24 protein-coding genes and 1 riboswitch are annotated in these 25832 nt (G+C 66.1%); of the genes, 18 read left to right on the top strand and 6 right to left on the bottom strand.

Features of this window, described 5'->3' with window-relative positions:
- Nucleotides 1-72: 72 nt before the first annotated feature.
- The 4 genes from FY030_RS14540 to FY030_RS14525 form a co-directional block, all read right to left on the bottom strand.
- A complete protein-coding gene (locus tag FY030_RS14540) occupies nucleotides 73-1371 on the bottom strand; it encodes a glycosyltransferase family 4 protein (protein WP_158062863.1) in 1299 nt (432 codons plus the stop codon).
- Between the two features lie 342 nt (nucleotides 1372-1713).
- Entirely contained in the window at nucleotides 1714-2862 is a 1149-nt protein-coding gene (locus FY030_RS14535; RefSeq protein WP_158062248.1) for a DegT/DnrJ/EryC1/StrS family aminotransferase, read from the bottom strand.
- Nucleotides 2859-4502: a polysaccharide biosynthesis protein gene (locus FY030_RS14530; protein WP_238348430.1), complete on the bottom strand. Its 1644-nt coding sequence runs from the start codon at nucleotides 4500-4502 to the stop codon at nucleotides 2859-2861. Before FY030_RS14530 ends, FY030_RS14535 begins: the two co-directional genes overlap by 4 nt.
- A gap of 294 nt (nucleotides 4503-4796) precedes the next feature.
- A complete protein-coding gene (locus FY030_RS14525; RefSeq protein ID WP_158062247.1) occupies nucleotides 4797-5072 on the bottom strand; it encodes a DUF4235 domain-containing protein in 276 nt (91 codons plus the stop codon).
- Nucleotides 5073-5110: 38 nt separating this feature from the next.
- Nucleotides 5111-5218: riboswitch (TPP riboswitch) on the top strand.
- A 1-nt stretch (nucleotide 5219) separates the two neighbouring features.
- Here FY030_RS14525 and FY030_RS14520 point away from each other — a divergent pair.
- Nucleotides 5220-6428, top strand: a complete 1209-nt coding sequence (locus FY030_RS14520) for a thiamine ABC transporter substrate-binding protein (protein ID WP_158062246.1) — start codon at nucleotides 5220-5222, stop codon at nucleotides 6426-6428.
- Between the two features lie 38 nt (nucleotides 6429-6466).
- Nucleotides 6467-7111, top strand: a complete 645-nt coding sequence (locus FY030_RS14515) for a sugar transferase (RefSeq protein WP_272950526.1) — start codon at nucleotides 6467-6469, stop codon at nucleotides 7109-7111.
- Here the strand turns inward: FY030_RS14515 and FY030_RS17380 are convergent.
- Nucleotides 7087-7737 carry an acetyltransferase gene (locus tag FY030_RS17380; RefSeq protein ID WP_158062245.1) on the bottom strand — a complete coding sequence of 217 codons (651 nt, stop codon included), beginning with the start codon at nucleotides 7735-7737 and terminating at the stop codon, nucleotides 7087-7089. The two genes, FY030_RS14515 and FY030_RS17380, sit on opposite strands and share 25 nt — an antisense overlap.
- Nucleotides 7738-7864: 127 nt before the next feature.
- Nucleotides 7865-8632, bottom strand: a complete 768-nt coding sequence (locus FY030_RS14505) for an SDR family NAD(P)-dependent oxidoreductase (protein WP_158062244.1) — start codon at nucleotides 8630-8632, stop codon at nucleotides 7865-7867.
- Nucleotides 8633-8845: 213 nt separating this feature from the next.
- Here FY030_RS14505 and FY030_RS14500 point away from each other — a divergent pair, with 213 nt between their 5' ends.
- The 16 genes from FY030_RS14500 to FY030_RS14425 all read left to right on the top strand — a co-directional run bounded on the left by FY030_RS14500 (nucleotide 8846) and on the right by FY030_RS14425 (nucleotide 25829).
- Nucleotides 8846-9397: a glucose-6-phosphate isomerase family protein gene (locus FY030_RS14500; protein ID WP_158062243.1), complete on the top strand. Its 552-nt coding sequence runs from the start codon at nucleotides 8846-8848 to the stop codon at nucleotides 9395-9397.
- A 57-nt stretch (nucleotides 9398-9454) separates the two neighbouring features.
- The gene (locus FY030_RS14495; RefSeq protein WP_158062242.1) at nucleotides 9455-10420 is read left to right on the top strand and encodes a shikimate dehydrogenase family protein; all 966 of its coding nucleotides are present in this window, start codon (nucleotides 9455-9457) and stop codon (nucleotides 10418-10420) included.
- Between the two features lie 59 nt (nucleotides 10421-10479).
- Entirely contained in the window at nucleotides 10480-11361 is an 882-nt protein-coding gene (locus FY030_RS14490; protein WP_192498630.1) for an NAD(P)-dependent oxidoreductase, read from the top strand.
- A 133-nt stretch (nucleotides 11362-11494) separates the two neighbouring features.
- A complete protein-coding gene (locus FY030_RS14485; protein ID WP_158062240.1) occupies nucleotides 11495-12253 on the top strand; it encodes an SDR family NAD(P)-dependent oxidoreductase in 759 nt (252 codons plus the stop codon).
- Between the two features lie 72 nt (nucleotides 12254-12325).
- Nucleotides 12326-13507 (top strand): sugar ABC transporter substrate-binding protein, encoded by a 1182-nt coding sequence (locus FY030_RS14480; protein WP_192498629.1) that lies wholly within the window; start codon nucleotides 12326-12328, stop codon nucleotides 13505-13507.
- Nucleotides 13508-13544: 37 nt separating this feature from the next.
- Nucleotides 13545-15041 (top strand): sugar ABC transporter ATP-binding protein, encoded by a 1497-nt coding sequence (locus FY030_RS14475; protein ID WP_158062238.1) that lies wholly within the window; start codon nucleotides 13545-13547, stop codon nucleotides 15039-15041.
- Nucleotides 15034-16152, top strand: a complete 1119-nt coding sequence (locus FY030_RS14470; protein ID WP_192498628.1) for an ABC transporter permease — start codon at nucleotides 15034-15036, stop codon at nucleotides 16150-16152. Before FY030_RS14475 ends, FY030_RS14470 begins: the two co-directional genes overlap by 8 nt.
- Entirely contained in the window at nucleotides 16149-16847 is a 699-nt protein-coding gene (gene deoC, locus FY030_RS14465) for a deoxyribose-phosphate aldolase (RefSeq protein ID WP_158062236.1), read from the top strand. The genes FY030_RS14470 and deoC overlap by 4 nt, the downstream gene beginning before the upstream one ends.
- Entirely contained in the window at nucleotides 16844-18385 is a 1542-nt protein-coding gene (locus FY030_RS14460; protein ID WP_158062235.1) for a xylulokinase, read from the top strand. Before deoC ends, FY030_RS14460 begins: the two co-directional genes overlap by 4 nt.
- The gene (locus FY030_RS14455; protein ID WP_158062234.1) at nucleotides 18363-19151 is read left to right on the top strand and encodes an SDR family NAD(P)-dependent oxidoreductase; all 789 of its coding nucleotides are present in this window, start codon (nucleotides 18363-18365) and stop codon (nucleotides 19149-19151) included. Before FY030_RS14460 ends, FY030_RS14455 begins: the two co-directional genes overlap by 23 nt.
- A 209-nt stretch (nucleotides 19152-19360) precedes the next feature.
- Entirely contained in the window at nucleotides 19361-20131 is a 771-nt protein-coding gene (locus FY030_RS14450; RefSeq protein WP_158062233.1) for an SDR family oxidoreductase, read from the top strand.
- Between the two features lie 86 nt (nucleotides 20132-20217).
- Nucleotides 20218-21267 (top strand): zinc-dependent alcohol dehydrogenase, encoded by a 1050-nt coding sequence (locus FY030_RS14445; protein ID WP_202879709.1) that lies wholly within the window; start codon nucleotides 20218-20220, stop codon nucleotides 21265-21267.
- Nucleotides 21268-21288: 21 nt separating this feature from the next.
- Nucleotides 21289-22158, top strand: a complete 870-nt coding sequence (locus FY030_RS14440) for a sugar phosphate isomerase/epimerase family protein (RefSeq protein ID WP_158062232.1) — start codon at nucleotides 21289-21291, stop codon at nucleotides 22156-22158.
- Nucleotides 22159-22327: 169 nt separating this feature from the next.
- Nucleotides 22328-23371 carry a zinc-dependent alcohol dehydrogenase gene (locus FY030_RS14435; RefSeq protein WP_158062231.1) on the top strand — a complete coding sequence of 348 codons (1044 nt, stop codon included), beginning with the start codon at nucleotides 22328-22330 and terminating at the stop codon, nucleotides 23369-23371.
- Nucleotides 23368-24861, top strand: a complete 1494-nt coding sequence (gene xylB / locus FY030_RS14430) for a xylulokinase (RefSeq protein ID WP_158062230.1) — start codon at nucleotides 23368-23370, stop codon at nucleotides 24859-24861. Before FY030_RS14435 ends, xylB begins: the two co-directional genes overlap by 4 nt.
- The gene (locus tag FY030_RS14425) at nucleotides 24858-25829 is read left to right on the top strand and encodes a phosphotriesterase family protein (protein WP_158062229.1); all 972 of its coding nucleotides are present in this window, start codon (nucleotides 24858-24860) and stop codon (nucleotides 25827-25829) included. The genes xylB and FY030_RS14425 overlap by 4 nt, the downstream gene beginning before the upstream one ends.
- The last annotated feature ends 3 nt before the right edge of the window (nucleotides 25830-25832 follow it).

The following is a 25832-nucleotide window of genomic DNA, read 5'->3' as shown; positions in this document are numbered from 1 at the left end:
GATGCCGAAAAGCCACGCGACATCATCATTCTGTCAAGGGCAGCGGGACGATAACCGTAGGAGACCGAATATTCAGTGTTCGGCAGGTCCTCTGCGCCTAACGCGAATCCTGCTAGCATTAAGAGATTGCGACCGAGTGGTCTCGAGTGCAGACGCCAAGCGTTGAGCCATGATGGTGCGAGACTGATTTTGTGACAGCCACAGCCGTCCATTCTCGCCCAGTTGCTGCCTGCTGGCCTCGCTTTGAGACGCCATGTCCCTTAGTCCCGCACCTAGTTCGCAGGGCCCGACCGCCAGGCCCGCCTCGGCGGACATTAGGAGGTCTGCTACGAGACCGGGACTGTTGGAGAGCACTGGCAGACCTACTGCCATGTAATCGAAAACCTTGTTGGGGCTAACGGAAGTTCGGAACAACTCGACGTCAGCTAAGACATGAAGACCAAAATCCGCGGCGGCCAAGATGTCCGGGACCTCCGTCTTCGGTACAGCATCCAGAAACCTTACGTTCTGTAGGTTCTGATCTCGGGCCCATTGCTGTAACCTCGCCTTCTCTGGCCCACCCCCAACGAGGACGATGTCGACATTTGATGCTTCATCGGCCGCCTTGAGCAGCAGATCAAGACCGTTCGCAGGTCCGTGGGCGCCAACATAGACTCCCGTGAGGCGTCTCATGCCATACTTCTCCCGCAATACATCGCGCGGCATCGCCGAGACGAAGTCCTCCGGGTCAGCTCCGTTTGGAATGTAGTAGATGTCCTTTTCCCCGAATCCCCGCCTGGTTAATTCTGTTCGCGAACCCTCAGCCATTACGATTATGGCGTCTGCTTGACTGTAGATGAATTCTTCCACTGCGGTTAAGGCACGAAACATCGGGGAGGTTTCGCTCAGTACTCCCATGTCTAAGAGAACCTTCGGCCATAAGTCTCGAATTTCAACAACAAAGGCCGCCCCCTTGATGCGAGAGAGAAGCCAAGCGGACAGGGGTGTCAGTAGGTGAGGGGTTGATCCGTAAACTATATCTGCTGGACCACAGAGCAATCCTCTCAGAGTTCCTGTAACTGCGTAACTACCCCAATTTAGAATGCGGCCCACTCCATTGGACGTGTATGGGACCACGGGGACCGTCTTGAGTTGATCACTCCCCCGTACTCGCGTCCCGGTCTGTGAACTGAAGTTACTGGCGATGATCGTAGAATCCCAAGCTGTAAGTCGCTGAAAGAGCTCTACATGTCGGGTTCCACCAGGCGCGCCAGGAGGGACCGCAAAATGATTTAGCACAAGTGCTCTAGGTCTGGATGGAACGCCTTCGAGGCCTTGGCGACCGCCGGGTCCATCAAGAATTCGGGATAGTCTCTTCAGTATATTTGACATTTGCATCTCGCAACTCCTATCGTCGGTTGTCAAATGGAGAATTCTACCCCATTGACCAGTCTCCGTCGGAAACTAGCGCGCGCTAGGTGCGTCAACCGCGTTTGCCTGTTTTCTCGATTGGTCGTCGACAGGTACCCCGAATTTGGGCGACAATTTTATGACCTAAGTCAACGTTCTAATCAGAAAGTGCCAGCTACACTTGTCGAGAACTTGGCCTCTATAATTCCGACTTGGCAATCGTGCCAGGGTGATCTGGACCCAACTAAGAAAGTGAACGTCGGGACTTGAAACGTTTCACTCATATTGCCTCGTCAATAATCTCCGAACTTCCCGACTCCGCCCTCATTGGTACGACCATGCGCCCAACACAACGTGGAATGCCCGGGCGACCTCATCGATCTGTTCATCTGTTAGTGCGGAACCGCTTGGGAGAGCTATACCTGTCTCAAAAAGCCGTTCTGCCACGCCGGATAATAGTGACGGACAGGACGAGAACACAGGTTGCATGTGCATGGGCTTCCATACATGACGCGCTTCAACGCCCATTTGATTGAGGTCCGTGATCACCGCATTTGTCTTGCCCTGTAGGTGGCTGGGTAGGCAGACGACGGTAAGCCAATCGTTCTGCTCTACGTGCAAACGGGAATCTCGGCTTCCTAAGAACGTGAGGTCTTTTATATCCTGGAGCAAATGCATATATCGGGCGCGGATCCCCCTCCTTCGTTTGACCATAGTGTCCAGTCGGGTCAATTGTCCTCGCCCCAACGCGGCGAGCAGGTTTGACAGCCGGTAATTGTACCCAATTTCCGCGTGCTCGTACCATGGCACTGGCTCACGGGACTGAGTCGATAGCTTGCGGACGTGCTCCATAAGGTGAGAGTCAGAACTAAGGAGCATTCCTCCGCCGGACGTCGTCATTATTTTGTTACCATTGAATGATAAAGCCGCTGCGGTGCCGAAGGATCCGGCCTGTTTGCCGTCTAGGACCGTGCCGAGCGCTTCAGCAGCGTCTTCAATGATCGGAATTCCGCGTGCCGATACTGCCGGAACGAGGCTGTCGTAATCGCATGGTCTTCCGAAGAGATCGACCGTCATAACGGCTGCGACGCTTCGCCCTTGTCCCTGAAGGAGATCCAACGAGTCTTCCAGAAGTTCCACGTCGATGTTCCCGTCCACCGGGTTTGAATCCACGAAGAAGAGATCTGCCCCCGTATACGCTGCGGCATTCGCTGTGGCAGCGAAGGTCAGAGTAGGCAAGACTACGGTTGTGCCTGGCCCAGCTCCGAGGTGTAATAATGCTAAATGAAGTGCGGCGGTGCCCGAGGACAGGGCCAGCGCGTGGGGCACACCAACACGACGGGCGATCTCTTGCTCGAACGCGTCCACGTCGGGCCCCAGCGGGGCCACCCAACCCGAGCGTAGGGCGTTCAGGACGTACCGCTCCTCCACCTCTGTGACGTCGGCTTTGGAAAGGTGGATCCGTTCGCTCACTGAGTCAACTCCGTGTTTCGGACAACCCCAGTTTGGGCTTGTGCCCTCATGACGCTTGTGATCTGCCCAGGTGCCGCGTCCACTGCGGTCACCTGTGTCACCCTGATTGAGGGGACAGTCACAGCTGTGATGAGCGGATGCTCCGTCTGCAGGTGCTGCTCGCCCGAGGTGAAGAGCACTTCGGTCAATTTCTCTCCAGGTCGCAACCCTGTGAACTGGATGTCTACGACCTTCCCCGACATGGCAATCAGTTCTTGGGCGACATCGACAATTTTGACCGGCATGCCCATGTCTAGCACCATAACGCGACCGTCTCTTCCGATCGCTCCAGCCTGCAGAACAAGCTGCGAAGCTTCAGGGATGAGCATAAAATAGCGCTCCACATCGGGGTGGGTCACAGTGACAGGGCCGCCCTGGCGGATCTGCTCAGTAAAGGCGGGGATCACCGAACCCCGTGAGCCGAGGACGTTGCCGAAGCGCACAGAGACGTAACGGCCGGGCTCGTGCTGGGCATACCAGGCGGTGAGCCGTTCGGCGATGCGCTTGGAGTAGCCCAGGACTGAGGTGGGGCTGGCCGCCTTGTCGGTGGAGATGTTGACGAAGGTGCCGACGCCAGCGGCGGATGCCGCCTTGAGCACGTTGAGGGTGCCCAGGACGTTGGTCTGCCAGGCCTCGGAGGGATAGCGCTCCAAGAGGCTTAGGTGCTTGAGGGCTGCGGCGTGAAACACCACGTCGGGGCGGATCTCGGCGAACTCACTGATGAGGCGGTTCTCGTCACGGATGTCTGCCAGCAGCAGGTCCTCGCCGTGGAGGAGGGCGCGACCGGTCATGCTGAGCTGCGCGGAGTGGAGGGCGGACTCGTCCCGGTCGAGCAAGACGAGGCGTGCCGGGTTAAAGCGCTTGATCTGACGGCACAGCTCGGAGCCGATGGAGCCGCCGGCTCCGGTGACCAGGACGACCTTGCCAGTGAGGTGGTCGCTGATGGATGCCTGGTCCAGCTCGACGGCATGCCGGCCGAGCAGGTCCTCCAGGTTGATGTCGCGTAGGTCACTGCTCTGTGGGTGCGACAGGCGAGCCCACTCGTCGATTGGGGGCAACATCTTTACCGCCAGCTCGGCAGCGACCGCGAGGTCGCGGATCTCGCGAAGGGTGTCCGGCTCGGCCTTGGGCATCGCGACGACCAGGTGCGTCGCGCCGACCTTCTGGGCGACGGCACCCATGTGATGGCGGTTGCCCCGCACCGGCACGCCCTCGATCCGCAGCCGCCGCTTGCCCTTGTCGTCATCGAGCAGGGCGACGGGGACCATCTTGGCCCGGTCATCGTGCAGCAGGCTGTGGACCAGGCGGCGGCCGGCGAGGCCCGCGCCGAAGATGATCACCCGCTCGGCGCCCGGCTTGGTGCCGGTGCGCCGGGTGCGCCAGGACCGGACGACGAAGCGAAGCGCCAGCATCAGGACGATCGCCAGGGCGGTGCCGAGGACGGGTGTGGAGCGAGGGAACAGGCTGGGGTCGCCGAAAAAGGCCAGGGCTACGAGCGCGAGCCCGGTGATGACTGCGGCGCGCGTGACGGCCAGCACCTCTTCAAAGCTGCCCCGCACGTGCCGGACCATGTATGGGCCAAACGAGAGGCCGACCAGCACGTGGAATAGCGCCGCACCTAGGGCGACCGTCCAGGTCTGCCAAGACTCGAGGACCCCCAGCTTGAAATCCAGACGGGTAAAGAGGGTCAGGGCGATGGCGGAGACCCAGCACAGAGCATCTGCCAAGATCCAGGTGGTTCGGACGGACACTTCACGCCATATGGGCTCAGAACGTGGGGACACGCCGGGACCTCGAAAATCTCACACTTCGGAACGGGACCGCTCTATCATGCCTGACCGAGGTGTGCCTGAGCAACCACACCTGTCCCAAAAGCCACTTCTGGCCCGATCTACTCAGGCCTCGTCAGCCACCTGCGCCCGGCTCTTCCCCTGGCTCTTGGCCAGCACCTTGGTGGCCTCCCGGTTCGCCAGCATCCGCGCCAGGGCGACCAGGGCTCCGGAGAGGACGGCGAAGATGATCGCCTCCTTGATGTCGATGTCCGGGTCGTCCGGGTTCTCCGGGACGTCCTTGCCAGTGACGAGCGACCACGTGCCGTCGGTGGCCTTCTTGGCCACGACGCTGGCGAGGAGGGCCGCTCCGGTGGTCACAACTTTGGCCGTAATGTTCATGGCCTCGATCCTGCCACACGGGTGTTAGGGTCGTCGGACAGAACCGACAGGGGAGCGCTAGTTAGCGCTGAGAGTGCGGCAGCAGGCCGCAGACCCTTGAACCTGCCCCGGTTAGCACCGGCGAAGGAAGTCGAAGGAGAGACGCAGATGCGGTATACCCGTGCCCTGGCCCTTGCGGCCACACTGACCTTGACCGCCACCTCGGCCTGCACGCTCGCGGGGGGTGACGAGGAGACCCCCGAGCCCACCAGCCCAGGGACCCCCGCCCCGGTCCAGCCGCCGGCCGACGAGGGTGACGGGGATGAGACCCCCGCCGAGGGTGGGGCCGCCGCTGACGACGAGACCTCCACCGGCGACGGCGCCGCAGAAGAGGAGGAGACCACCCCCTCCGATCCGGGCGCTGTGACACTCATCGCGCATGACTCGTTCTACCTTCCCGACGAGCTGGTTGAGGCCTTCGAGGCGGAGACCGGGATCGACCTGGAGATCCAGCTCTCTGGTGACGCCGGGGCGATGGCCAACCAGGTGGTGCTCACCGCCGGCAGCCCGGTCGCCGACGTCGTCTTCGGCATCGACAACACCTTCGCGGCGCGCGTCATCGACGCCGACGCCCTGGAGGGCTACACCCCCGACGGGTTGCCCGAGTCGGTGGCCGAGCACGACCTGGAGGGGCCGAGCGCGGCCTACCTGACCCCCGTGGACTACGGCGACGTATGCGTCAACGTCGATAACGTGTGGTTCGCCAACCAGGGCATCGCGCCGCCGCAGACGCTGGCCGACCTAGTCGAGCCGGAGTACGAAAACCTCTTCGTCACCCCCGGTGCCACCACCTCCAGCCCGGGCATGTCCTTCCTGCTGGCCACCATCGGCGAGTTCGGCCCAGACGAGTGGCACACCTACTGGGAGGAGCTGATGGCCAACGGCGCCAAGGTCACCAGCGGCTGGACCGACGCCTACACCGTCGACTTCACGGGCGGCGGGGGCGAGGGTGACCGGCCGATCGTGCTGTCCTACGCCTCCAGCCCGCCCTTCACCATCCCCGAGGGGGGTTGGGAGCCGACCACCAGCGCGCTGCTGGACACCTGCTTCCGCCAGGTGGAGTATGCCGGCGTGCTCGCTGGGGCGGGCAACCCCGAGGGTGCCCATCAGGTGATCGACTGGCTGCTCTCCGAACAGGTGCAGGCCGCGATCCCGGACGCGATGTACATGTACCCCGTCCACGACCAGGTCGTGCTGCCCGAGATCTGGGCGCAGTGGGCCGCCGTGGCCGAGGACCCGATCGTCGTGCACCCCCAGCAGATCGAGGCCGAGCGGGAGACGTGGCTGCGCGAGTGGGCCGACATCGCCACCGGCTGACTAGGTGATCGTGAGTTGATTCGGCTAGAAACGTCTGTGTGAAGGTGGACAAGACAGTCATCAAGCGCAGCATAGACATCGCCGTAGCGAGTGCAGGCTTGGTGGCGACGGCCCCTCTGCAGCTCGCAGCGGCCGCAGCGGTTCGCGCCACGATGGGCAAGCCGGTGCTGTTCCGTCAGAAGCGACCAGGGCTACGCGGTCACGTTTTCGAGATGGTCAAGTTTAGGAGTATGCATCATGTGGACGACGGTCGAGGGCGGGTTGCCGATGCGGACCGGCTGACGAGAGTAGGCCGCGCCCTGCGGAGCACCAGCGTCGACGAACTGCCGACGCTCTGGAACGTTCTGCGGGGTGACATGTCGATTGTGGGACCGCGACCGCTGCTGGTGGAGTATCTGCCGCTCTACTCTCCTGAGCAGGCCAGGCGGCACGAGATGCGCCCCGGTCTCACCGGCCTGGCGCAGGTATCGGGTCGTAACACCGTTTCGTGGGAAGATCGATTTCGTCTGGATGTCGAGTACATCGACAACTGGTCCCTAAGGCTCGACTTCCAGATCCTGGCCAGGACTGTTGCTGCAGTTCTCCGCCGTGAAGGCATCTCCGCTGATGGTCAAGCGACGATGACGCCTTTTGGTGGATCCGGCGCGAGATCAGCGGCTCACTCTTCCAATGGCGAGGAGTAGAGGGGGCGTGCAGGCACCCCTGCCCAAGTCGCCCCAGCGGGGACGTCCTTCACTACCGCAGCCCCCGCTCCGATTGTTGCACGACTGCCAATTGTCAGGCCCTGTCGTACGACTGCCCCCGTGCCGACGGTCGCTGCTGCCTTCACGGTCACATCTCCAGACAGTGCTGCCTGTGGGTTCAGGGTCACGTAGTCGTCCAACGTCACATCGTGGGCGACTGTAACGTTGATGTTGACGTGCACATGTATGCCGGTCCGCACGTTCGTCGTCAAGCGAGCGCCGGCACAGATAACGGTACCTGCACCGAGCACCACATCCTCTCCGATCGTCGCCTGACCGTGCACGACTGTGACTTCCTGCAAACCGGCTTCGCGCGCCTTCGTCGCCAGCAAGTGACGGGCATCAGGGGAGCCGACACCAACAACAAAGCCGGCTCCCTCGTGCTCCGGGAGGACTTCCGTTCCGCCTAGGAACGGGGCGTCAAGGCGCCGTAATCGCTCTAGGTCCGGGATGCCGTCGTCGACGAAACCTACAAACTCCCTGGCTCCGTGCCTTCGATCGTGAGCCCGTAAGGCAACCAATACGTCGCGACCGTGGCCACCCGCACCCAAGATCAATGTCCGCATTCGCAAGAGCCTACTGGCCGTACTCGCCTCACAGCAGCTGACTGCGCGAGTGGGCCGACATCGTCACCGGCTGAGTCAGCAGAGGACTGGACGGCCTCAGGAGACCGGGGCAAGAAAAGCGGTAACCCTAGAACAGGGTGTACCCGCCGTCGGCGACGAGGATGGTGCCGGACATGAAGCTGGAAGCGTCTGAGGCGAGGAAGACCATGGCCGGGCCGAGCTCCTCGGGCAGGGCGTAGCGCCCCTGGGGGGCGTCCTCGATCCAGTGCCGTCGGAAGCGTGGCTCGTCCACCGGGGACATGTCGGTCTTGATGTATCCCGGCGCCAGCGCGTTGACCCGCACTCCTAGCGGCGCCCATTCGGCGGCCAGGGACTTGGTGAGCTGGTGAACCGCGGCCTTGGAGGCGTTGTAGGCCGGTTGCATCTGGGGCCGGTTGACGATCATCCCCGAGATCGACCCGACGTTGACGATCGTGCCTGAACCCCGGTCGATCATGTGCCGCCCCACAGTCTGGGACACGTGCCACAACGCGGTCAGGTTCGTGTCGATGACATGGGACCACTCATCGGGGCTGACCTCGAGCGCGGGACGGTGAATGCACGCGCCGGCGTTGTTCACCAGTACATCGATCCGCCCGGCCTGCGCCAGTGCCTCAGCCACCACCTGGTCCACGCCACCGGGGGTGGTCAGGTCCCCGGTCACGACGAACGCCTCACGCCCCAGGGCTTTGATGGAGTCTTGGACCGTCGCGGCAGCGGCCTCGTCGCGGCCGTGGACGATGATGTCCGCACCAGCTTCCGCCAGCGAATGGGCGAACTGGCGACCCAGCCCGCGCGTGGCCCCCGTCACGAGAGCAACGCGGCCAGAGAGGTCAAACTTGTCGATCACGGACACGTGATTCCCAACTTTCTGTGGTGGACGCTGGCCCGCCGGGCGGGTGCCCGTGACCCTGCGCCGCGGCTCGGCGTGGTGAGGGCGGGTGTATGTCGAGGATACGGGGCAGCCGCCTCTACGCGACTTGTTGTAGTCTAACTACATCCACGGACGAAGGGGACTAGCGTGTCTTACCACCAGCCTGTCACTGTCGACATCGCAGCGGATGGGGTGATGTCCGGAGCCTCGAGGATCTACGAGAAGCGTCTGGGTGACCTCGACGGCCTCTATCGTGACTCCGAGGCCTTCGCGGCCGAGGTGAGCCAGCGAGGAGCCGATGAGCTTGTCTACGTCGTGCACGAGCAGAAGTACGACTCGAGCCCGGGCGCCCTCATCATCGGCACAAGCACCCTTCTGCCGGGAGCGGTGAGCACCGAGTTCGCGATGACCCGCGGCCACCTGCATGCCGTCGCTGACCGCGCCGAGCTCTACCACTGCCTCAGCGGTCACGGGGTCATGCTCCTCGACACCGTCGACGGAGACTCGCTCGCCGTCGAGCTGACGCCTGGGAAGGCCGTCAACGTGCCAGGTCACTGGGTGCACCGCAGCGTGAACGTCGGCGAGGAACCCTTCGTCACGCTGTTCTGCTACTCCGCGGACGCCGGCCAGGACTACTCGCTCATCGAGCGTGCGGGCGGGATGCGCACGCTCATCGTCAAGGACGGCGAGGGCTGGAGCCAGATCCCGAACCCTGACCACCGCGGCTACGAGACCGCCGCCAACTGAGTGATGTCGCTGCGTCTGCATATGTAGCGCAGCCCGGACCGCACGACAAGGACTGCTATGGCAACGACATACACCCACGACACGCTCCAGCCCGCGACCAAGCCGACGTTCTACTTCGTCGGGGTCACCACCGGTAAGTCGTCTATCCGCCGGGTTTTCCCGGCCTGGGCGCAGGAGCTCGGTCTCGGGGACATCGAGATGGTCGGCATCGATCTCGCGGTGCACGCACCGCGCGACCATTACCGCAGGGTGGTGGAGTTCCTCAAGCAGGACCCGCTCAGTCTCGGCGGCCTTGTAACGACCCACAAGATCGACCTCTACCGCGAGGCCGGTGACCTGTTCGACAGCGTCGACCCGCTGGCCGAGCTCATGGGGGAGGTCAGCTGCCTGGCCAAGCGGGATGGACGACTCGAGGCCAGCGCGAAGGACCCGTTCTCCTCGGGTCACTCGCTCGATGCCTTCATCCCCGACGGTCACTTTGCCAGCACGGGGGCGGAGTTGTTCATCATGGGTGCAGGTGGCTCGGCCATCGCGATCGACTGGTACCTCGGACAGTCCGGGAGGGGAGCCGACCGGCCGTCGCGCACGGTGGTCTCCAACCGCAGCACTCCGCGGCTCACCAGGTTCCAGGAGGTGCATGAGCAGGCCGGCAACGAGGTCCCGCTCGACATCGTCCACACGCCGAACCCCGCCGACAACGACGCCGTGCTCAAGACACTCTCGCCGGGCGCCGTCGTCATCAACGCCACGGGTCTGGGCAAGGACGCCCCCGGTTCACCGCTCACCGACGCCGCCGTGTTTCCCGACGGGGCCCTCGTGTGGGACCTCAACTACCGCGGTGACCTCATCTTTCTCGACCAGGCGCGGGCTCAGGAGACTGAGCGCAGCCTGCACGTTGAGGACGGCTGGGTCTACTTCATCCACGGCTGGACGCAGGTGATCAGCGAAGTCTTCCAGATCGACATCCCGACTTCTGGCCCTGCCTTCGACCGACTGGCGGAGATCGCCGGAGCGGCCCGGTGAGCGCCCGCGGCCGGGTCCTCATTACACCGCGGTCCCTGACAGCCACCGGGCTCGACGCGGTGGCCGAGCTCGAACCCTTGCGCCGGGCGCAGTTCCAGCTGCTCGCCGGACCCGCCGGCCGGACACCCAGCGCGACCGAGCTCACCGCGCTGCTCGCCGCTGGCGACGTCGTCGGCTGGCTCGCCGGCGTCGAGCTGATCCCCGCCGCGGTGCTGGAGTCTGCGGGCACGCTGCGCGTCATCGCCCGCAACGGCGTCGGGGCGGACAACATCAACCTCCAGGCCGCAGCCCGGTGCTCAATCGAGGTGCGCACCGCTCCCGGCGCAAACGCCCAGGGAGTCGCCGAGCTGGCCCTCGCCCACGGACTCTCGCTGCTGCGCAGCATCCCTCAGGGGAACGCGGCCCTGCACGACGGGCGTTGGGAACGCACCAAGGGCCGCGAGCTGGGTGACATCCGCGTCGGTGTCGTCGGTTACGGCTCCATCGGCCGTCGTGTCGCTGCTCTGTTCACCGCCCTAGGTGCCTCGGTCAGCGTGCACGATCCGTTCCTGACCGGCCCGGTCGAGCACGAGCTCGTCGCGGACCTCGAGGTACTCCTTGGCAGGTCAGACCTACTCAGCCTGCACGCCCCGCCGTCCGCAGACGGCCCCCTCCTCGACAAGCACCGGATGGGCCTGCTGCCTAGAGGAGCGATCGTCGTCAACACGGCACGGGCAGCTCTCGTCGACTCGGACGTGATGCATGCAGCCCTCGAGTCGGGCGCGGTCAGCGGCTACGCGGTCGACGCCTTCGCCGAGGAGCCACCGGTCATCGACGAGCTGCTGTCGCACCCGCGGACGGTGATGTCGCCGCACGTGGGCGGATTCACCGACGGGAGCGTCCGGCGCGCAACCGAGGCTGCGGTCGCCCAACTTCTCGACGTCCTGGGGGGACAGCACTAGCGTCACCGGTCGGCCGAGGTTGAGCCGGATTGACCGCCTACCGGCGTCCCGATGCGCACATGACCCTGGCACTTGCAAGATTCGGGACTTCGTGTAGTAATACTACTAACACGTCCATCGCAAGGAGGCGAAGATGTATCGCTCACGCACAGATATCTCCGGTCGCTCGGCCCTCGTCACCGGCGGTGCCCGAGGCATCGGCCGCGAGATCGTCCGGGCCCTCAACGAGTTCGGCGCCAACGTCCTCATCGTCGACCTGCTCGAGGATGAGGGACGGTCGGTCGTCGCCGAGCTCGACCGCCCCGACGCGCGGGTCGAGTTCTTCCGTGGCGATGTGCGAGACAAGGCGCAGGTCACCGCGGCTTTCGACGCCGCCGAGGCAGCCTTCGGGTCTCTGCAGATCGTCGTCACGAGCGCGGGCGTCGTCGAGCACCTGCCGAGCAACGACGTCGTCGAGGACGGCTGGCGCTACGTGATGGACACCAACGTCGACGGCACGTTCTGGGCCGCCCAGGAAGCCGGACGCCGTCTGGCACGTGGCGGCTCGGTCATCACCATCGGTTCGATGTCGGGCCTCATCGTCAACCACCCCCAGCCCCAGGCGTCCTACAACGCCTCGAAGGCAGCCGTCCACGCCCTGACCTCCAGTCTCGCCGTTGAGCACGCACCGGCGGGGATCCGGTTCAACTCGGTAGCACCGGGTTACATCGCGACCGACCTCACTGTCCACGTGCGCCCGGACTGGATCGAGAAGTGGAAGCAGCTCACTCCCACGGGCGAGATGGGGACCACCCAAGACGTGGCCTCCCTCGTGGCCTTCCTGGCCTCCGACGCCGCCAGTTTCATGACGGGTTCAGTCCTGACCATCGACGGCGGTTACACCAGCTGGTGACGCCAGGTCTCCCTGACGTCGATCAACCTCCACGACCGAAAGGCTCTTGAGAACATGACCATACGAAGCGCAATGACTGCGGCGACCGTCGCCGGGGCCACGGCTATCGCTCTCGTCGGATGTGCCGACGACAGCTCGGACAACGGCTCCGCCGGCTCCGCAGACTCCAACGGCGACGGCGCCAGGCACGAGCTGTCGATTGGTTGGGTCCCCGCCAACACCACCGGCGTCTTCAACACCGCCACCTCCTACTTCGAGGCGGCGGTGGCCGAAGCCAACGAGAACGGCTTCGACATCGACCTGACCGTCCAGGCGCCCACCGGGGGCGAGGCCAACTCGGCCGGGTTCCAGCAGATCATCGAGAACCTCATCTCCACCGATGTCGACGTCATCGTCGTCTCACCCGGTGACTCCGAGGCCATCAAGCCTGCAGTTCGGGCAGCGAACGACGCTGGCATCCCCGTCGTCTACGTCAACCTTCTCGATGACCCGGATGACGTCGACGTCTCCGCCTTCGTCGGCTTCGACAACGTCGACGCCGGCCGGATCTCCGCCTACTCCGTCCTCGACTACTTCGGCGGCCCCGGTGTCCTGGGCGCCGGTGAGAAGGTCGAGGTCGCCGAGGAGGACTACCTCGACCTTGCCTTCTGGGAGGAGCTGTACGCGGACGCCGACCTCAGCGACGTCGAGGTCTCCGGTGCCCTCATCGAGGGGGTCAAGGGGACGATCTACTCCAACCAGCGCCTGCAAGGCTTCAACGAGGTGATGGAGCTTGCGCCGGGCGTCGAGGTCGTCACAACCCTCGCCGGTGACTGGGACCGTCAGGTGGGCGCTGACGCCGCGGCCGCCATCATCACCCGCTACGAGGAGCTCGACTTCATCTGGGCCGCCTCGAACGAGATGGCGCTGGGTGCCAGCAGCATCCTCAAGGGCGCCGACCGGCTCGATGTCAACGCCGACAACGGCGAGCCCACCCCTGGCCTGACGGCGCTGTTCACCAACGACAACACCGGCGAGTCGACCGACGCCATCCGCGCCGGAGACATCATCGCCGAGACCAGCCACGGCTTCGCTGACTGGGGCTGGGTCGGGACGCAGGTCGCTGTTGAGCTCGCGTGTGGGCTTGAGGCGGAGCGGTTCAACGACATCCGGCCGCGCACCGTGTACGTCGGCAACGCCGACCAGTTCTACCCGGAGCCGAGCCTGCCGGAGATCGACTGGGCCGAGATCGCCGAGAGCTGCGACGCGTCCTGACGTTCGTGATCCTGCACCGCCAGAAGGGAGACGGTCGATGACGACCACTGGGTCCACACCAGTGCTTGAGCTGGTCGACGTGAGCAAGTCGTTTGGCGCCAACCGGGCGCTGCGGAGCCTCAATCTGTCGATCGACTCTGGAGAGGTCCACGGCCTGCTCGGCAAGAACGGCGCCGGCAAGTCGACGCTGATCAAAGTGGTGGCCGGGATCTACGAGCCGGACCAAGGCAGCGTCCGAGTCCGCGGCGTCAAGTCGCGGCTCGGCTCGCCCTCCGGCGCCCGGGAGCTCGGGGTGGCCGTCGTCAACCAGGAGCTCAGCCTGGTCCCCACCATGACAGTCGCCGAGAACTTCCAGCTCGGTCGATGGTCGAGCACGGCCGGGTTCCTCAACCGTAAGGCCAGCCGCGCCGCCACGGTGCGGGCGCTGGAACGGGTCCGGCTTCAGCGCCGGCCTGAGGAGCCGCTGACGAATCTGGGGATGGCCGAGCGTCAGCTCCTCGAGATTGCGAAGGCCCTCGACGGCGAGATCAGCGTGCTGCTCCTCGACGAGCCGACGTCCTCGCTGTCCGACGCCGAGACCCGCCGGCTCTTTGAGCTCGTGCGCGAGCTCAAGGCCAACGGGACCTCGGTCATCTACGTCTCCCACCGGATGAGCGAGATCCTCGAGCTCACCGATCGGGTCACCATCCTGCGGGACGGCCAGGCCGACCCGCCTGTGGAGACGGCCGGGACGGATGAGAAGACCCTGGCGCGGATGATGGTCGGTGACGTTCGCCAGGTGGAGCGCACCGCTCAAGGAGCAGCCCGTGGCCAGGCGCTGCTCGAGGTCACCGGTCTTCGCGTCGACGAACGACTCAAGGGCATCGACCTGCAGATCGGCGCGGGTGAGGTCGTCACGGTGTACGGCCTGATGGGCGCCGGCCGCACGAGGCTCGCGCGGGCCCTCTTCGGTCTGGAGACCTGGACAGGGGGGAGCGCCAGCATCGAGGGCAAGCCCTTCGCCCCGACGAAGCCGCTGGACGCGATCAACGCCAAGATCGGCTTCGTCGGGGAGGACCGCAGTGCTGGCCTGGTCCCCAAGATGAGTGTCGTCGACAACATCACCCTGGGCAGTCTTGGCCTCTTCTCCTCCTACGGTCACTACAACCGCAAGGCAGCGACGGCCAAGGCCAAGGAGTTCGTCCAACGGCTCGCGATCAAGACCGAGTCTGTGGACACCCCGGTTGGACAGCTCTCGGGCGGGAACCAACAGAAGGTTCTGCTCGCCCGATGGCTACTGCGCGGAGCGCACGTCCTGATTCTCGACGACCCCGCGCGGGGCGTCGATGTGGGTGCCCGCGAGGAGATCTTCGCTGAGCTGGCCGAGCTCAGTGCGAGCGGGGCTGGAGTCCTTTATCTCACCTCCGACGCCGAGGAAGCACAACGGCTCGGTGACCGAATACTCGTCATGGCCAATGGCCGGATCGTCGCCGATCTGCCGGCATCGGCTGATGAGGACACGATCGTTGCAGCAGCAGGAGGAGCACATGTCTGAACTTGTCGCCAGGCGCGCGAGCGTCTCGCAGATCGGCGCCCTGGGCCGATTCTTCGGTGCAGGGGGGCTGGGTGGACCGATCATCATGCTCGTCGTCCTCGTCGGGCTACTCTGGTTTCTCTCCGACGGGGTGTTCCTCTCCCAGAACAACCTCGTCAACATCCTCCGCCAGTTCTCGGTGCCACTCATTCTCGCGATGGGCCAGACGCTGGTCATCATCACCGCCGGCATCGACCTGTCGGTGGCCAGCACCGCGGCACTGAGCGCGTGCGTCATGGGGATCATGTACACGCAGATCGGACTCGGTGGCTGGCTCGCGGTCCTGCTCGGCGTCCTCACCGGGTTGCTGGTGGGCCTCATCAACGGCTTCGTCATCACTAAGTGGCGGGTGCCCGACTTCGTCGCCACCCTCGGTGCCTACACCGCCGTTCGCGGCGTCGCGCTGCTCATCACCGACGGCTACCCGATCCCCAACCACGGGGTCGCGATCCCCGGGCGGACCATGCCCGAGGTCGTGCAGACCCTGGGCAGCCAATCCCTCGGACCGATCCCGATCATCGCCATCGTGGCGGTCGTGCTCGTGCTCGCCACGTGGGTGGTGCTGAACCGCACGACGCTCGGACGGCGGCTCATCGCCGCCGGTGGGAATGCCGAGGCCGCACGGGTAGCCGGAATCAACGTCCAGGCGACCAAGATCTACGCCTACCTGATCGCTGGTGGCTTCGCCGCCATCGGCGGCATCCTGATGGCCGGTCGCCTCGACTCGGCCAACGGCCTCATGGCACCCGCCATGGAGCTCACCACGATTGCTGCCGTGGTCCTCGGTGGGACGGCGCTGGCCGGTGGTGAGGGACGCGTCGGCGGCACCGTCATCGGTGTCGCGATCCTCGCCTCGCTCGCCAACGGTCTCAACATCCTCGGTGTATCCAGCTTCTGGCAGGACGTCGCCACCGGCGTGGTGCTCGTCCTGGTCGTCGCCCTGGACCAGTTCCGCCGCCGGCTCTCCGGCAAGCGCAACCGCGCCGGAGCGGCTCCGCCGGCCGACACCCAGATGGGGACAACGGCTGGTGGCGGTGCTGCTGACCAGCCTGTCGACAACGGCGCTCGGTGAGCGCCCTCCCACTCGACGTCACCCGGCTGCCGCGCCACGTCGACATCAGCTGCGTCCAGGCATTCCATGGCCGAAGCGATGTCGAGTTGTTGGCCGAACGTGCCGTGGCGGGAGACTTCGTCAGTGCCCACGTGCTGCCCTCGTGGCTGCCGCTGCTGCGCACCCTGCTGGAAGGATCGGCGACCCTCGCAGGCGGCCCGGTGGGTTTCCCCTCCGGCGGAACGGTCACCGAGGTCAAGGTCGAGGAGGCCCGCCGGCTCCTCGACCTCGGTGCCCAGGAGCTTGACGTCGTCGTGAACGTCGGCCAGCTGCGGTCCGGCATGATCGATGACGTCCGTCGCGAGCTGGAGGTGGTGGTACGGACGGTTGATGACGCAGTGCCACTCCGGGCGATTCTCGAGGTCGGCTACCTTGACGATCAGCAGATCCTGGCCGGGGCCCAGGCGGCGGTCGACGCCGGTGTCCCGTGGGTCAAGACCGGCACCGGGTGGTCCGGCCAGGCGACCGAGGTCCGCCACATCCGGCTGCTGGCCGACGCAGTGCAAGGACGTGCCCAGCTCAAGGCTGCGGGCGGGATCCGTGCGCTGTCCGTGGTCCGGGAGATGATTGCGCTCGGCGTCACGCGGTTCGGTATGAATGGAGAGGTCGCGATGCGGCTCGCCGAGGAGGCCCGAGGGGCCTCGGAGGCGCCGTGACCGGCTCTGCGAAGAGTGTCCTCGCCCTCGACCTTGGCACCGGCGGCTGCAAGGCGTCGGTCTGGCACTCGACCGGCGTCCGTGGCGAGACCAGCGTCGTGTCCTACGAGACCCTGCACCCCGGTGACGGATTGAACGAGCAGCGGCCCGCGGACTGGTGGGCCGCCGTCCTGCGGTCGAGCAAGCTGCTTCGCGACGCGGACCCAGCAGCTTTCGAGCGCATCGAGGGTGTCGTGCTCTCCGGACAGAGCCTAGGCTGCCTGCCACTCGACCAGAACGACGAGCCTCTTGAAGAGACCACGCCGATCTGGTCCGACTCCCGCGGCCACGACGACGCCCAGCGGTTCTTCGAGCACTTCCCGGAGGACCGCTGGTATTTGGAGACCGGCAACGGCTTCTCCCCGGGCCTCTACCCGGTCTTCACCCTCATGCACATGGCGAGGACCCGGCCAGAGATCTCTGCGCGCACACGCACGGTGATCGGCAGCAAGGACTACATCAACCTCCGCCTCACCGGGGTGGTTGCCACCGACCACTCCTACGCGAGCGGCAGCGGCTGCTACTCGCTGGCCGCCGGCGGCTACGACGCCGCCATCTGTGACGCCGCCGGGATCGACATCTCGCTGTTCCCGGCCCCGGTCGAGGCCAGCGAGGTGGTCGGCACCGTGCTGCCCACGGCGGCGGCCGAGCTGGGCGTGGCGCCCGGCACCCCGGTCTTCTCCGGTGGCGTCGACAACTCCTGTATGGCGCTCGGCTCCGGCCTGGCCCAAGCCGGCCGCTCCTACGCCTCGCTAGGCTCCTCGAGCTGGGTCACGGTCGCCTCCGCACAACCCGTCCTCGACGTCGACTCGCGTCCCTTCGTGTTCCGCCACGTCGTTCCCGGCCTGCACGTGAGCGCACTGTCGACCTTCAGCAGCGGCACCTCCTTCGACTGGGTCAAGGGCATCCTCGGTCACGCCGGCCTCGACACCCCGGCGGTGCTCGACGGGGCCATGAACTCGCCGGCAGGGGCACGCGGTGCGCTCTTCCTACCCACGCTCGCCGGCGGCACTCCCCTGGAAGGGGGATCGCAGGTCCGCGGCGGCTTCGTGGGCCTGGGTCTCTCGACGACGCAGGAGGACGTGGTCCGAGCGGTGATGGAGGGGATCGCGCTCGCGCTGCGCCGCAGTCGCCGTCGGCTGGGCGAGCTCACGCCGCTGGATGATCGGATGATCATCACCGGTGGTGGGAGCCGCCACGCCGGGTGGAACCAGATCTACGCCGAGGCGATGGGCGTGCGTCTCGTCCGGACCACGGTGGGCCAGGACGCCGCCACGCTCGGTGCCGCCGCGGCTGCCTTCGTGGGGCTCGGAGCGTGGCCGGACCACCGTCAGGCCGAGGCGGTCGTGAGCGCGCAGGATGAGATCGTCCCGGACCCGGCAGCAACAGCGACCTACGACCGGCTCGCCGAGGACTTCGAGGCGGCGTCCCGGTTGGCGGCACGCTACGCCCATCACAAGCACAACGGAGGTCACGATGCAGATCGATCTGACAGGTAAGCGCGCGCTGGTGACCGGATCGAGCGGTGGCATCGGCCAGGCGATCGCGGCCGGCCTGGCCGCCTCCGGGGCACTGGTGTTCATCAATGGTCGATCGCACGAGGGCGTGGCCCGCGCCATCGAGCAAATCTCCCGCGAGGTTCCCGACGCCCAGCTCGCGGCGGCCGTCGGCGACGTCACCGACGCGGCGGAGTCCGTCGTGGCCCAGGCCGGCGCCGTCGATATCCTCGTCAACAACGTCGGCATCTACCGTCCACGCGAGGCACGCGAGATCACCGACGCCGAATGGCGCGAGATGTTCGAGACCAACGTCTTCACCGGGGCGCGGCTGAGCCGGTTGCTGGTCGATGGCATGCTCGAGCGCGGCTGGGGCCGCATCGTCTTCATCGCCAGCGACGCTGCCATCGCCATCCCTGCGGACATGGTCCACTACGGCGCGTCGAAGACGGCGATGCTGGCGCTCTCGCGGGGCTTGGCGAAGTCGGTGCGAGGCACGGGGGTCACGGTGAACAGCGTAATCGCCGGCCCGACGGTGACCGAGGGCGTGCGAGCCTTCATCGCCGAGAAGATCGACCCCGCCCTGTCCTGGGAGGAGGCGCAGGCCGAGTTCATGCGCAGCGAGCGCGCTCCCTCGCTGATCGGCAGGCTCATCGAGCCCGCCGAGATCGCGAACATGGTCGTCTACCTCTCCTCGCCGCAAGCGTCGGCCACCACGGGTGGCGCGATCCGGGTCGACGGGGGCTACGTCGACGCCGTGACCACCTAGAAGGTCCGGGATGAACCGCTGTCGACGGGCTTGTGCCCCTGATCGGGCCTGGGTAGTCTTACTACCCTCCTACGCACACCTCCTGCTGAGGACGACTGCGCAGCAGAACCGCCGGCGCCCTACGGTGAGGACGGTAGGCGTACCAAGACAGGGTGGCCCGCACGACAGGGCCGTAGTTTCGTCCTCCTCAACCACGATCTGGGGTCGCAATGCATGACGAGATGTTCTCCCTGCGCGGCAAGACGACTCTCGTCACCGGCGGCGCCCGAGGCATCGGGCGGACGGTGGCGCAGGCCCTTGGGCACGCCGGTTCCGATCTCGTCCTCTTCGACCTCGAGCGCGAGAGCCTGGAAACCACTGCCGACGATCTTCGGGCCCGTACGGGGCGCCGGGTCCGCACGGGCGTCGTCGACGTCACGGACCACGAGGCCGTGCGAGTCGCTCTCGACGAGGCGTGGCAGGACTGCGGTCCGGTCCAGCTGCTGTTCAACAACGCCGGGATCGTTATCCAAAAGCCGGCTATCGAGACCTCGCCGGAGGAGTGGCGACGGGTGATCGACGTCAACCTCAACGGCGTGTTCAACGTCGCTCAGCTCTTCGGGAAGAAGCTCATCGACAACGACACCAGCGGCTCTATCGTCAACACCGGATCGATGTCCGGGACCGTGGTGAACTACCCACAGCTGCAGGCTTCCTACAACACGTCGAAGGCCGGTGTGGTGCACCTCACCAAGAGCCTGGCCTTCGAGTGGGCCGAGTGTGGGATTCGGGTCAACTGCATCAGCCCGGGCTACATCTTCACCGACCTCACGTCGCGTGTGCGCGAGGACTGGAGGGACCAGTGGGCACAGCTGACCCCCATGAAGCGCTTGGGCCGCCCGGAGGAGCTAGCCAGCGCCGTCGTGTACTTCCTGGCCGACTCGGCCAGCTTCACGACCGGTGCCGAGCTCATCGTCGACGGCGGATTCACGACCGTCTAACACCAGCAAGGACACCGTGCCGACGGTGCCGGGCCCATCCTTGGCCCGGGCGTGAGGCATAGCGACGACAAGGAGTGAGACGCACGATGGACATGAAGGCGCTCGTGGTCGGCACTGCCGGCAAGGTGGAGATCAGGCAGATCGACCGACCTCGGCCGGCGTCTCATCAGGCACTGGTCAAGACGATCGGGGGCGGCATCTGCGGCACCGATGGGACGCTGCTCCACGGCAGCTTCAAGGGGATCGAGCCTGCGCAGTATCCCCTCGTGCTCGGCCACGAGTCGGTGGGCCGCGTCGTCGAGGTGGGGACTGACGTCACCTCCTACACGGTCGGTGACGTGGTCCTGCTGCCCTTCGTGCCCAACCCCACGGAAGCCGGACGACCGCTCGGGTCGGCCTGGGGCGCGTTCAGTGAATTCACCCTCGTCGATGACATCGCCGCCTTCGAGGCGGGCACGGTGGCAGGCCCGGCCCCGGAGGCGGCTGTCGCCCAGTCGATCGTCCCCGCATCCATCGAGCCACTCCACGCTCCGGTCATCGTGACGCTGCGCGAGGTCCTCAGCAGCATCTACGTGAGTGGTATCGACGTGGCGGAGCCGGTCGTCATCTATGGGTCAGGGCCCGTGGCGATGACCTTCGCCAGGCTTCTGCGGTTGCTCGGAGCCACCCAGATCATTGCTGTCGTCCGCAGCGAGGAGAAGGCCTCGCTGATGCAACAGTTCGGCGCAACCACCTGCATCAACTCCCGGGCGGTGGACGTCGCCGGCGCGGTGGGTGACCTGCTCCCGGGGGGAGTGGGTGCCGTCATCGATGCCGTCGGGCATCCCTCCGTCATCAACGAAGCGCTGCCGATGCTGCGGGACCGCGGGATCCTGTTCTGCTACGGGGTGCCCAAAGAGGGCTCCATGCACATCGACTGGTCGCGCGCCCCGTACAACTGGACGCTGAAGTTCCAGCAGATGCCGCGCAAGGACGAGGAGGGCGCGTGTCACCAGCAGGTCATCGACTGGGTCGAGAGCGGGGACCTCGTGCTGGGTGACTTTGTCTCCGATGTCGTCCCGATCGATGAGGCGCCTGCGTTCTTCGCTGACTATCTGGGGGGCAAGACGTCCGGGAAGATTGTTCTGTCGTTCTGAAAAACCAACATAGGAGATCAGATGGATATCGGATGTCACGGCCTGGTCTGGACCGGATCGTTTGACCAGCAGGGTATTAGCCTGGCAGCGCGAAAGACGAAGGAGGCCGGGTTCGACCTCATCGAGTACCCCCTGATGGATCCGTTCACCTTCGATACCGAGGCGGCAGTGAGCGCCCTGGCGGAGAACGAGTTGAAGGCGAGCGCTTCCCTGGGTCTCTCGGACAGCACGGACGTCACGAGCACCGACCCTGAGGTCGTGGCGGCAGGCGAGGCGCTCCTCCTGCGCGCTGTCGACGTCCTCGCCGACATGGGCGGCACCCACCTGTGCGGCGTGATCTACAGCGCGATGAAGAAGTACATGGACCCGGTCACGACACAGGGCCTGGAGAACAGCAAGCGCACCATCGGGACGGTCGCCGATCACGCTGCCGCGCGTGGTGTCAAGGTCAGCCTCGAGGTCGTCAACCGGTATGAGACGAACGTGCTGAACACTGCTCGTCAGGCGGCCCGCTTTGTCGCTGACGTGGACCGGCCCAACCTCGGCATTCACCTCGACACGTATCACATGAACATCGAGGAGTCCGATATGTTCGCGCCCGTGCTGGACGCCGGCGAGCTCCTGCACTACGTGCATATCGGCGAGAGCCACCGCGGTTACCTCGGGACCGGCAACGTCGACTTCGGCAACTTCTTCAAGGCGCTGGGGCGGCTCGGCTACGACGGGCCCATCACCTTCGAGTCGTTCTCATCCGCCGTGGTGGCGCCCGATCTCAGTCGCATGCTAGGCATCTGGCGCAACCTGTGGGAGGACAACGCCGATCTGGGCTCCCACGCCAACCGCTTCATCCGCGACCAGCTGACGGCGGTGGAGACGATCAGCCTTCACTGACGGCGCGCTGCTGCCCGCCGGCGCCAGAGAGGGTGCTCGACAGGGCGCCCGCCGGCGGCTGTGTAGTATGACTACATACGGAGCGTGGCACGGCAGCGGTGGGTGACAACGCCTGGCCCGCCCGGTCCGTCGCGGGCGCCCGACCCGATTATCTCCAAGGAGGACTGGTATGTCTCGCAACAGCCGTCGAGTCACCTTTCATGGTGGCGCCGAGGTCAGCCTGGCCACCGAGCCGGTGGCCGCGCCAGGGCCAGGTGAGGTGCGGGTCGCCTCGACGCTCGTGGGACTGTGCGGGTCGGACCTGCACGCAGTCCAGGGTGATCACCCGTTCATGAACCTCCCGTACTCACCCGGACACGAGGTCGTCGGCACGGTCGATGCCGTCGGCGAAGGTGTGTCGGACCTCGCGGTCGGTGACCGCGTCGTAGTTGAGCCGAACCTCACCTGCGGGACCTGCGCCAACTGCCTGGCTGGCAACTACAACATCTGCGAGACGCTCGCCGTGTTCGGCTGCCAGACGCCTGGCGGGATGAGCGACTACTTCCTGATCGACGCCTCGCGGCTGCACCTGATCCCCGCGGACCTTCCCGATGCCTATGCGGCGCTCATCGAGCCGCTCGCCACCCCTGCCCACGCGGTCACCAAGGCCGGGGTCGGCGAGGAGGCCAAGGTCGCGGTCCTGGGCGCTGGCACCATCGGCGTGCTGGTGGCTCTCGTCGCCAAGGCGCGAGGAGCCCGGCAGGTGGTCATCACCGACACCGACCCGGTCAAGCGGGAGCGTGCCCTGCGGCTGGGCATCGATGCCGCGTTGAGCCCCGCAGAGTTCTCCCAGCAGATTGCCGAGGCTCAGGACTTCGACGTCGCCTTCGACTGCGTCACCAACGTCCCCTCCGCGGCGCAGGCCGTCGGCGCGGTACGCAAGGGTGGCACCGTCGTCGTCGTCGGTGTGCCGGCCGAGTCGATCCTGTTCCCCCTGCACCTGGTGCAGGACCGCGAGCTGAGGATCCTGGGAACGCTGATGTACACCAAGGCCGACTACGAGTGGGCGATGTCCTACCTTGCCGACCAGCCGGCCGGCCTCGATGAGCTCATCACCTCCTACTACGGCCTGGAGGAGGCCGGGGCAGCGCTCGCCGCGGCGCTCTCCGGGAACGAGGGCAAGGTAGTCGTGACGCCCGGTATCGAGGCCACCGCGAAGGCTTCTTCGCCGTGATACTGGCCCACGACCTCGGGACGACGGGGAACAAGGCGTCGCTTCACGACGACTCCGGGCGACTGCTCTCGGCGACCACCGTGGAGTACGGCACCGACTTCCGCCCCGGGGGCGTGGCAGAACAGGCACCCGATGACTGGTGGGACGCCGTCGGCCAGGCGACCAGTGAGCTGCTCAGCACCAGCGTCGAGTCCCCGGACGCGGTGTCCGGGATCGTCATCTCCGGGCAGATGATGGGCGCTGTCCTGCTGGACGGGGACTACCGGCCAGTGCGCCCGTCCATCATCTGGGCCGACGACCGTTCGACGGCACAGACCGCCCAGCTGCTCGACCGGATTCCCGGCGCCGAGGCATACCGCGAGCTCGGGCACCAGCTCAACCCGACCTACTCCATCGCGAAGGTCATGTGGGTCCGCGACAACGAACCCGACGTCTGGCGGCGCGTGCGCCACGTCTGCCTGGCGAAGGACTACATCAACTACCTCCTCACCGGAGAGCTGGTGACTGACCCGTCGGACGCGTCCAGCACCAACGCCTACGACCAACGCAGCGGCCAATGGTCCGCGCGGGTGCTCGAGGCAGCGGGCATCGACCCGGCGCTCATGCCGCGCATCGTGGCCTCCACCGCCGTCGTCGGCCACGTCACCGAGCGGGTGGCGGCCCAGGTCGGGCTACGTGCTGGCACCCCGGTGGTCGCTGGCGGTGGCGACGGGCCGATGGCCGCGGTCGGCGCCGGGGTGGTCGCGGAGGATGACGGCGTATACGTCAGCCTCGGCTCCTCCTCGTGGGTCTCCTGTGCCTCAGACGTGCCGCTCCACGACCCCCAGATGAGGTCGATGACCTTCAACCATGTGGTGCCGGGAAAGTTCGTGCCCACGGCCACGATGCAGGCGGGTGCGGCGAGTGTGTCGTGGGCGATCGAGGCGCTGGGATTGTCCGGGGTGTCGACCGCCGAGGCGGTCGAAGGGGCCGCCGAGGGGCGCGGCGCATCCACCGGGCTGTACTTCCTGCCGCACCTCATGGGGGAGCGGTCGCCATACTGGAACGCCGAGGCGGCCGGCGCTTTCGTCGGGCTGGAGCGGTTCCACACGGCCCAGGACATGATGCGTGCCGTGCTCGAGGGTGTGGGTTTCAACCTCGCCACCTGCCTCGGGGCGCTGCGGGACGCGGGTCGTCAGATCGACGGCGTCGATGCCATCGCCGGAGGGGCGTTGAGCGACACCTGGCTGCAGGTCCTTGCCGACATCTGGGGCTTCCCGGTTCGCCGGCGGACCGTGGTGCGTGAAGCCAACAGCATGGGCGCGGCGGTCACCGGGCTCGTGGGGCTGGGTCGGGCGGACTTCGGCATTGCCCGGGGGCTGTCGCACATCTCCGCGGAGTTCGCCCCCGACCCGGAGGCACACGAGAGCTATCGCAGCCACCACGAGCTGTTCCTCGACGCATACTCCCGGCTGGAGGGCTGGTTCACCAAGCGGGCGGCCCTGCTGTGACCGACCGCGCCGTGCGCACCGTCCTCGGCGACGTCGCACCCGGCGAGTTGGGCGTAGTGAACTACCACGAGCACCTCTTCCAGACCACCCCGCTGCTGCCCGGTGACGAGCTCGACGACGAGGAGCACAGCCGTGCGGAGGCCGCGGACCTCGTGGCGGCCGGCGTGGGTTGTCTGGTGGAAGCCACCCCGATCGGGCTCGGTCGGGTGCCCAGCGCCGTGCGGCGGATCTCGCGGGATCTGGGTGTGCACGTGGTGCACACCACCGGCGTCCACCGGGAGTCCCACTATCCTGCACGTCCCGACCTCACCGCGAAGAGCACCGCGCAGCTCGCTCAGGCGTTCCGTGCCGAGCTCGTCGACGGGCTGGTCGACGACCGCGACGCACACGATGCCGAGCCCGCCCGCCACGGCCGCGCCGGCCTGGTGAAGGTAGGCATCGGCTACTGGTCGGTCAGCGCCTTCGAACGGCGGGCGATCGAGGCCGCCGGCGGAGTCAGCGCCGAGCTCGGCGCCCCGGTGATGGTGCACCTTGAGCACGGCAGCGCCGCGCACGAAGTGTTGACCATGCTGGCCGAGGCTGGCTGCCCCGAGGACCGGGTCGCGCTCGCCCATATCGACCGCAACCCGGACCCAGGGCTGCATCTGGAGTTGGCGGCACGCGGTGCCTACCTCGGCTACGACGGTTGCGCACGCCACAAATCGTGGCCCGACAGTGTGCTGGTCGACTGCCTGGAAAAGGTTGTCGCCGGTGGCGGCGAAGACCGCACGCTGCTGGGCGGTGACGTCGCCCGGCGCAGCCGGTATGAGTCCTACGGCGGGATGCCGGGCCTGGCCTACACCTACCGGCGATTCTTGCCACGGGTGCGCGCGGCCATCGGTGAACAGGGCGTGGCACTCCTGACGACGAAGAACCCCTCGCGGTGGCTGACGTGGCGCACCGCACCCGAGATCGACCAGAAAAGGTGAAGA

Source organism: Ornithinimicrobium pratense, from assembly GCF_008843165.1.
GTDB classification, from domain to species: Bacteria; Actinomycetota; Actinomycetes; order Actinomycetales; family Dermatophilaceae; genus Ornithinicoccus; species Ornithinicoccus pratensis.
The sequence above is the reverse complement of the archived record's forward strand: the minus strand, read 5'-3'. Positions and strand labels throughout refer to the sequence as shown.

What these genes read in the sequence shown, in the direction of transcription:
- FY030_RS14540 (WP_158062863.1), bottom strand. Translation starts at nt 1,371, where the DNA reads ATGTCAAATATACTGAAGAGACTATCCCGAATTCTTGATGGACCCGGC.
- FY030_RS14525 (WP_158062247.1), bottom strand. Translation starts at nt 5,072, where the DNA reads ATGAACATTACGGCCAAAGTTGTGACCACCGGAGCGGCCCTCCTCGCC.
- FY030_RS14520 (WP_158062246.1), top strand. Translation starts at nt 5,220, where the DNA reads ATGCGGTATACCCGTGCCCTGGCCCTTGCGGCCACACTGACCTTGACC.
- FY030_RS17380 (WP_158062245.1), bottom strand. Translation starts at nt 7,737, where the DNA reads ATGCGGACATTGATCTTGGGTGCGGGTGGCCACGGTCGCGACGTATTG.
- FY030_RS14500 (WP_158062243.1), top strand. Translation starts at nt 8,846, where the DNA reads ATGTCCGGAGCCTCGAGGATCTACGAGAAGCGTCTGGGTGACCTCGAC.
- FY030_RS14495 (WP_158062242.1), top strand. Translation starts at nt 9,455, where the DNA reads ATGGCAACGACATACACCCACGACACGCTCCAGCCCGCGACCAAGCCG.
- FY030_RS14485 (WP_158062240.1), top strand. Translation starts at nt 11,495, where the DNA reads ATGTATCGCTCACGCACAGATATCTCCGGTCGCTCGGCCCTCGTCACC.
- FY030_RS14480 (WP_192498629.1), top strand. Translation starts at nt 12,326, where the DNA reads ATGACTGCGGCGACCGTCGCCGGGGCCACGGCTATCGCTCTCGTCGGA.
- FY030_RS14475 (WP_158062238.1), top strand. Translation starts at nt 13,545, where the DNA reads ATGACGACCACTGGGTCCACACCAGTGCTTGAGCTGGTCGACGTGAGC.
- FY030_RS14470 (WP_192498628.1), top strand. Translation starts at nt 15,034, where the DNA reads ATGTCTGAACTTGTCGCCAGGCGCGCGAGCGTCTCGCAGATCGGCGCC.
- FY030_RS14455 (WP_158062234.1), top strand. Translation starts at nt 18,363, where the DNA reads ATGCAGATCGATCTGACAGGTAAGCGCGCGCTGGTGACCGGATCGAGC.
- FY030_RS14450 (WP_158062233.1), top strand. Translation starts at nt 19,361, where the DNA reads ATGCATGACGAGATGTTCTCCCTGCGCGGCAAGACGACTCTCGTCACC.
- FY030_RS14445 (WP_202879709.1), top strand. Translation starts at nt 20,218, where the DNA reads ATGGACATGAAGGCGCTCGTGGTCGGCACTGCCGGCAAGGTGGAGATC.
- FY030_RS14440 (WP_158062232.1), top strand. Translation starts at nt 21,289, where the DNA reads ATGGATATCGGATGTCACGGCCTGGTCTGGACCGGATCGTTTGACCAG.
- FY030_RS14435 (WP_158062231.1), top strand. Translation starts at nt 22,328, where the DNA reads ATGTCTCGCAACAGCCGTCGAGTCACCTTTCATGGTGGCGCCGAGGTC.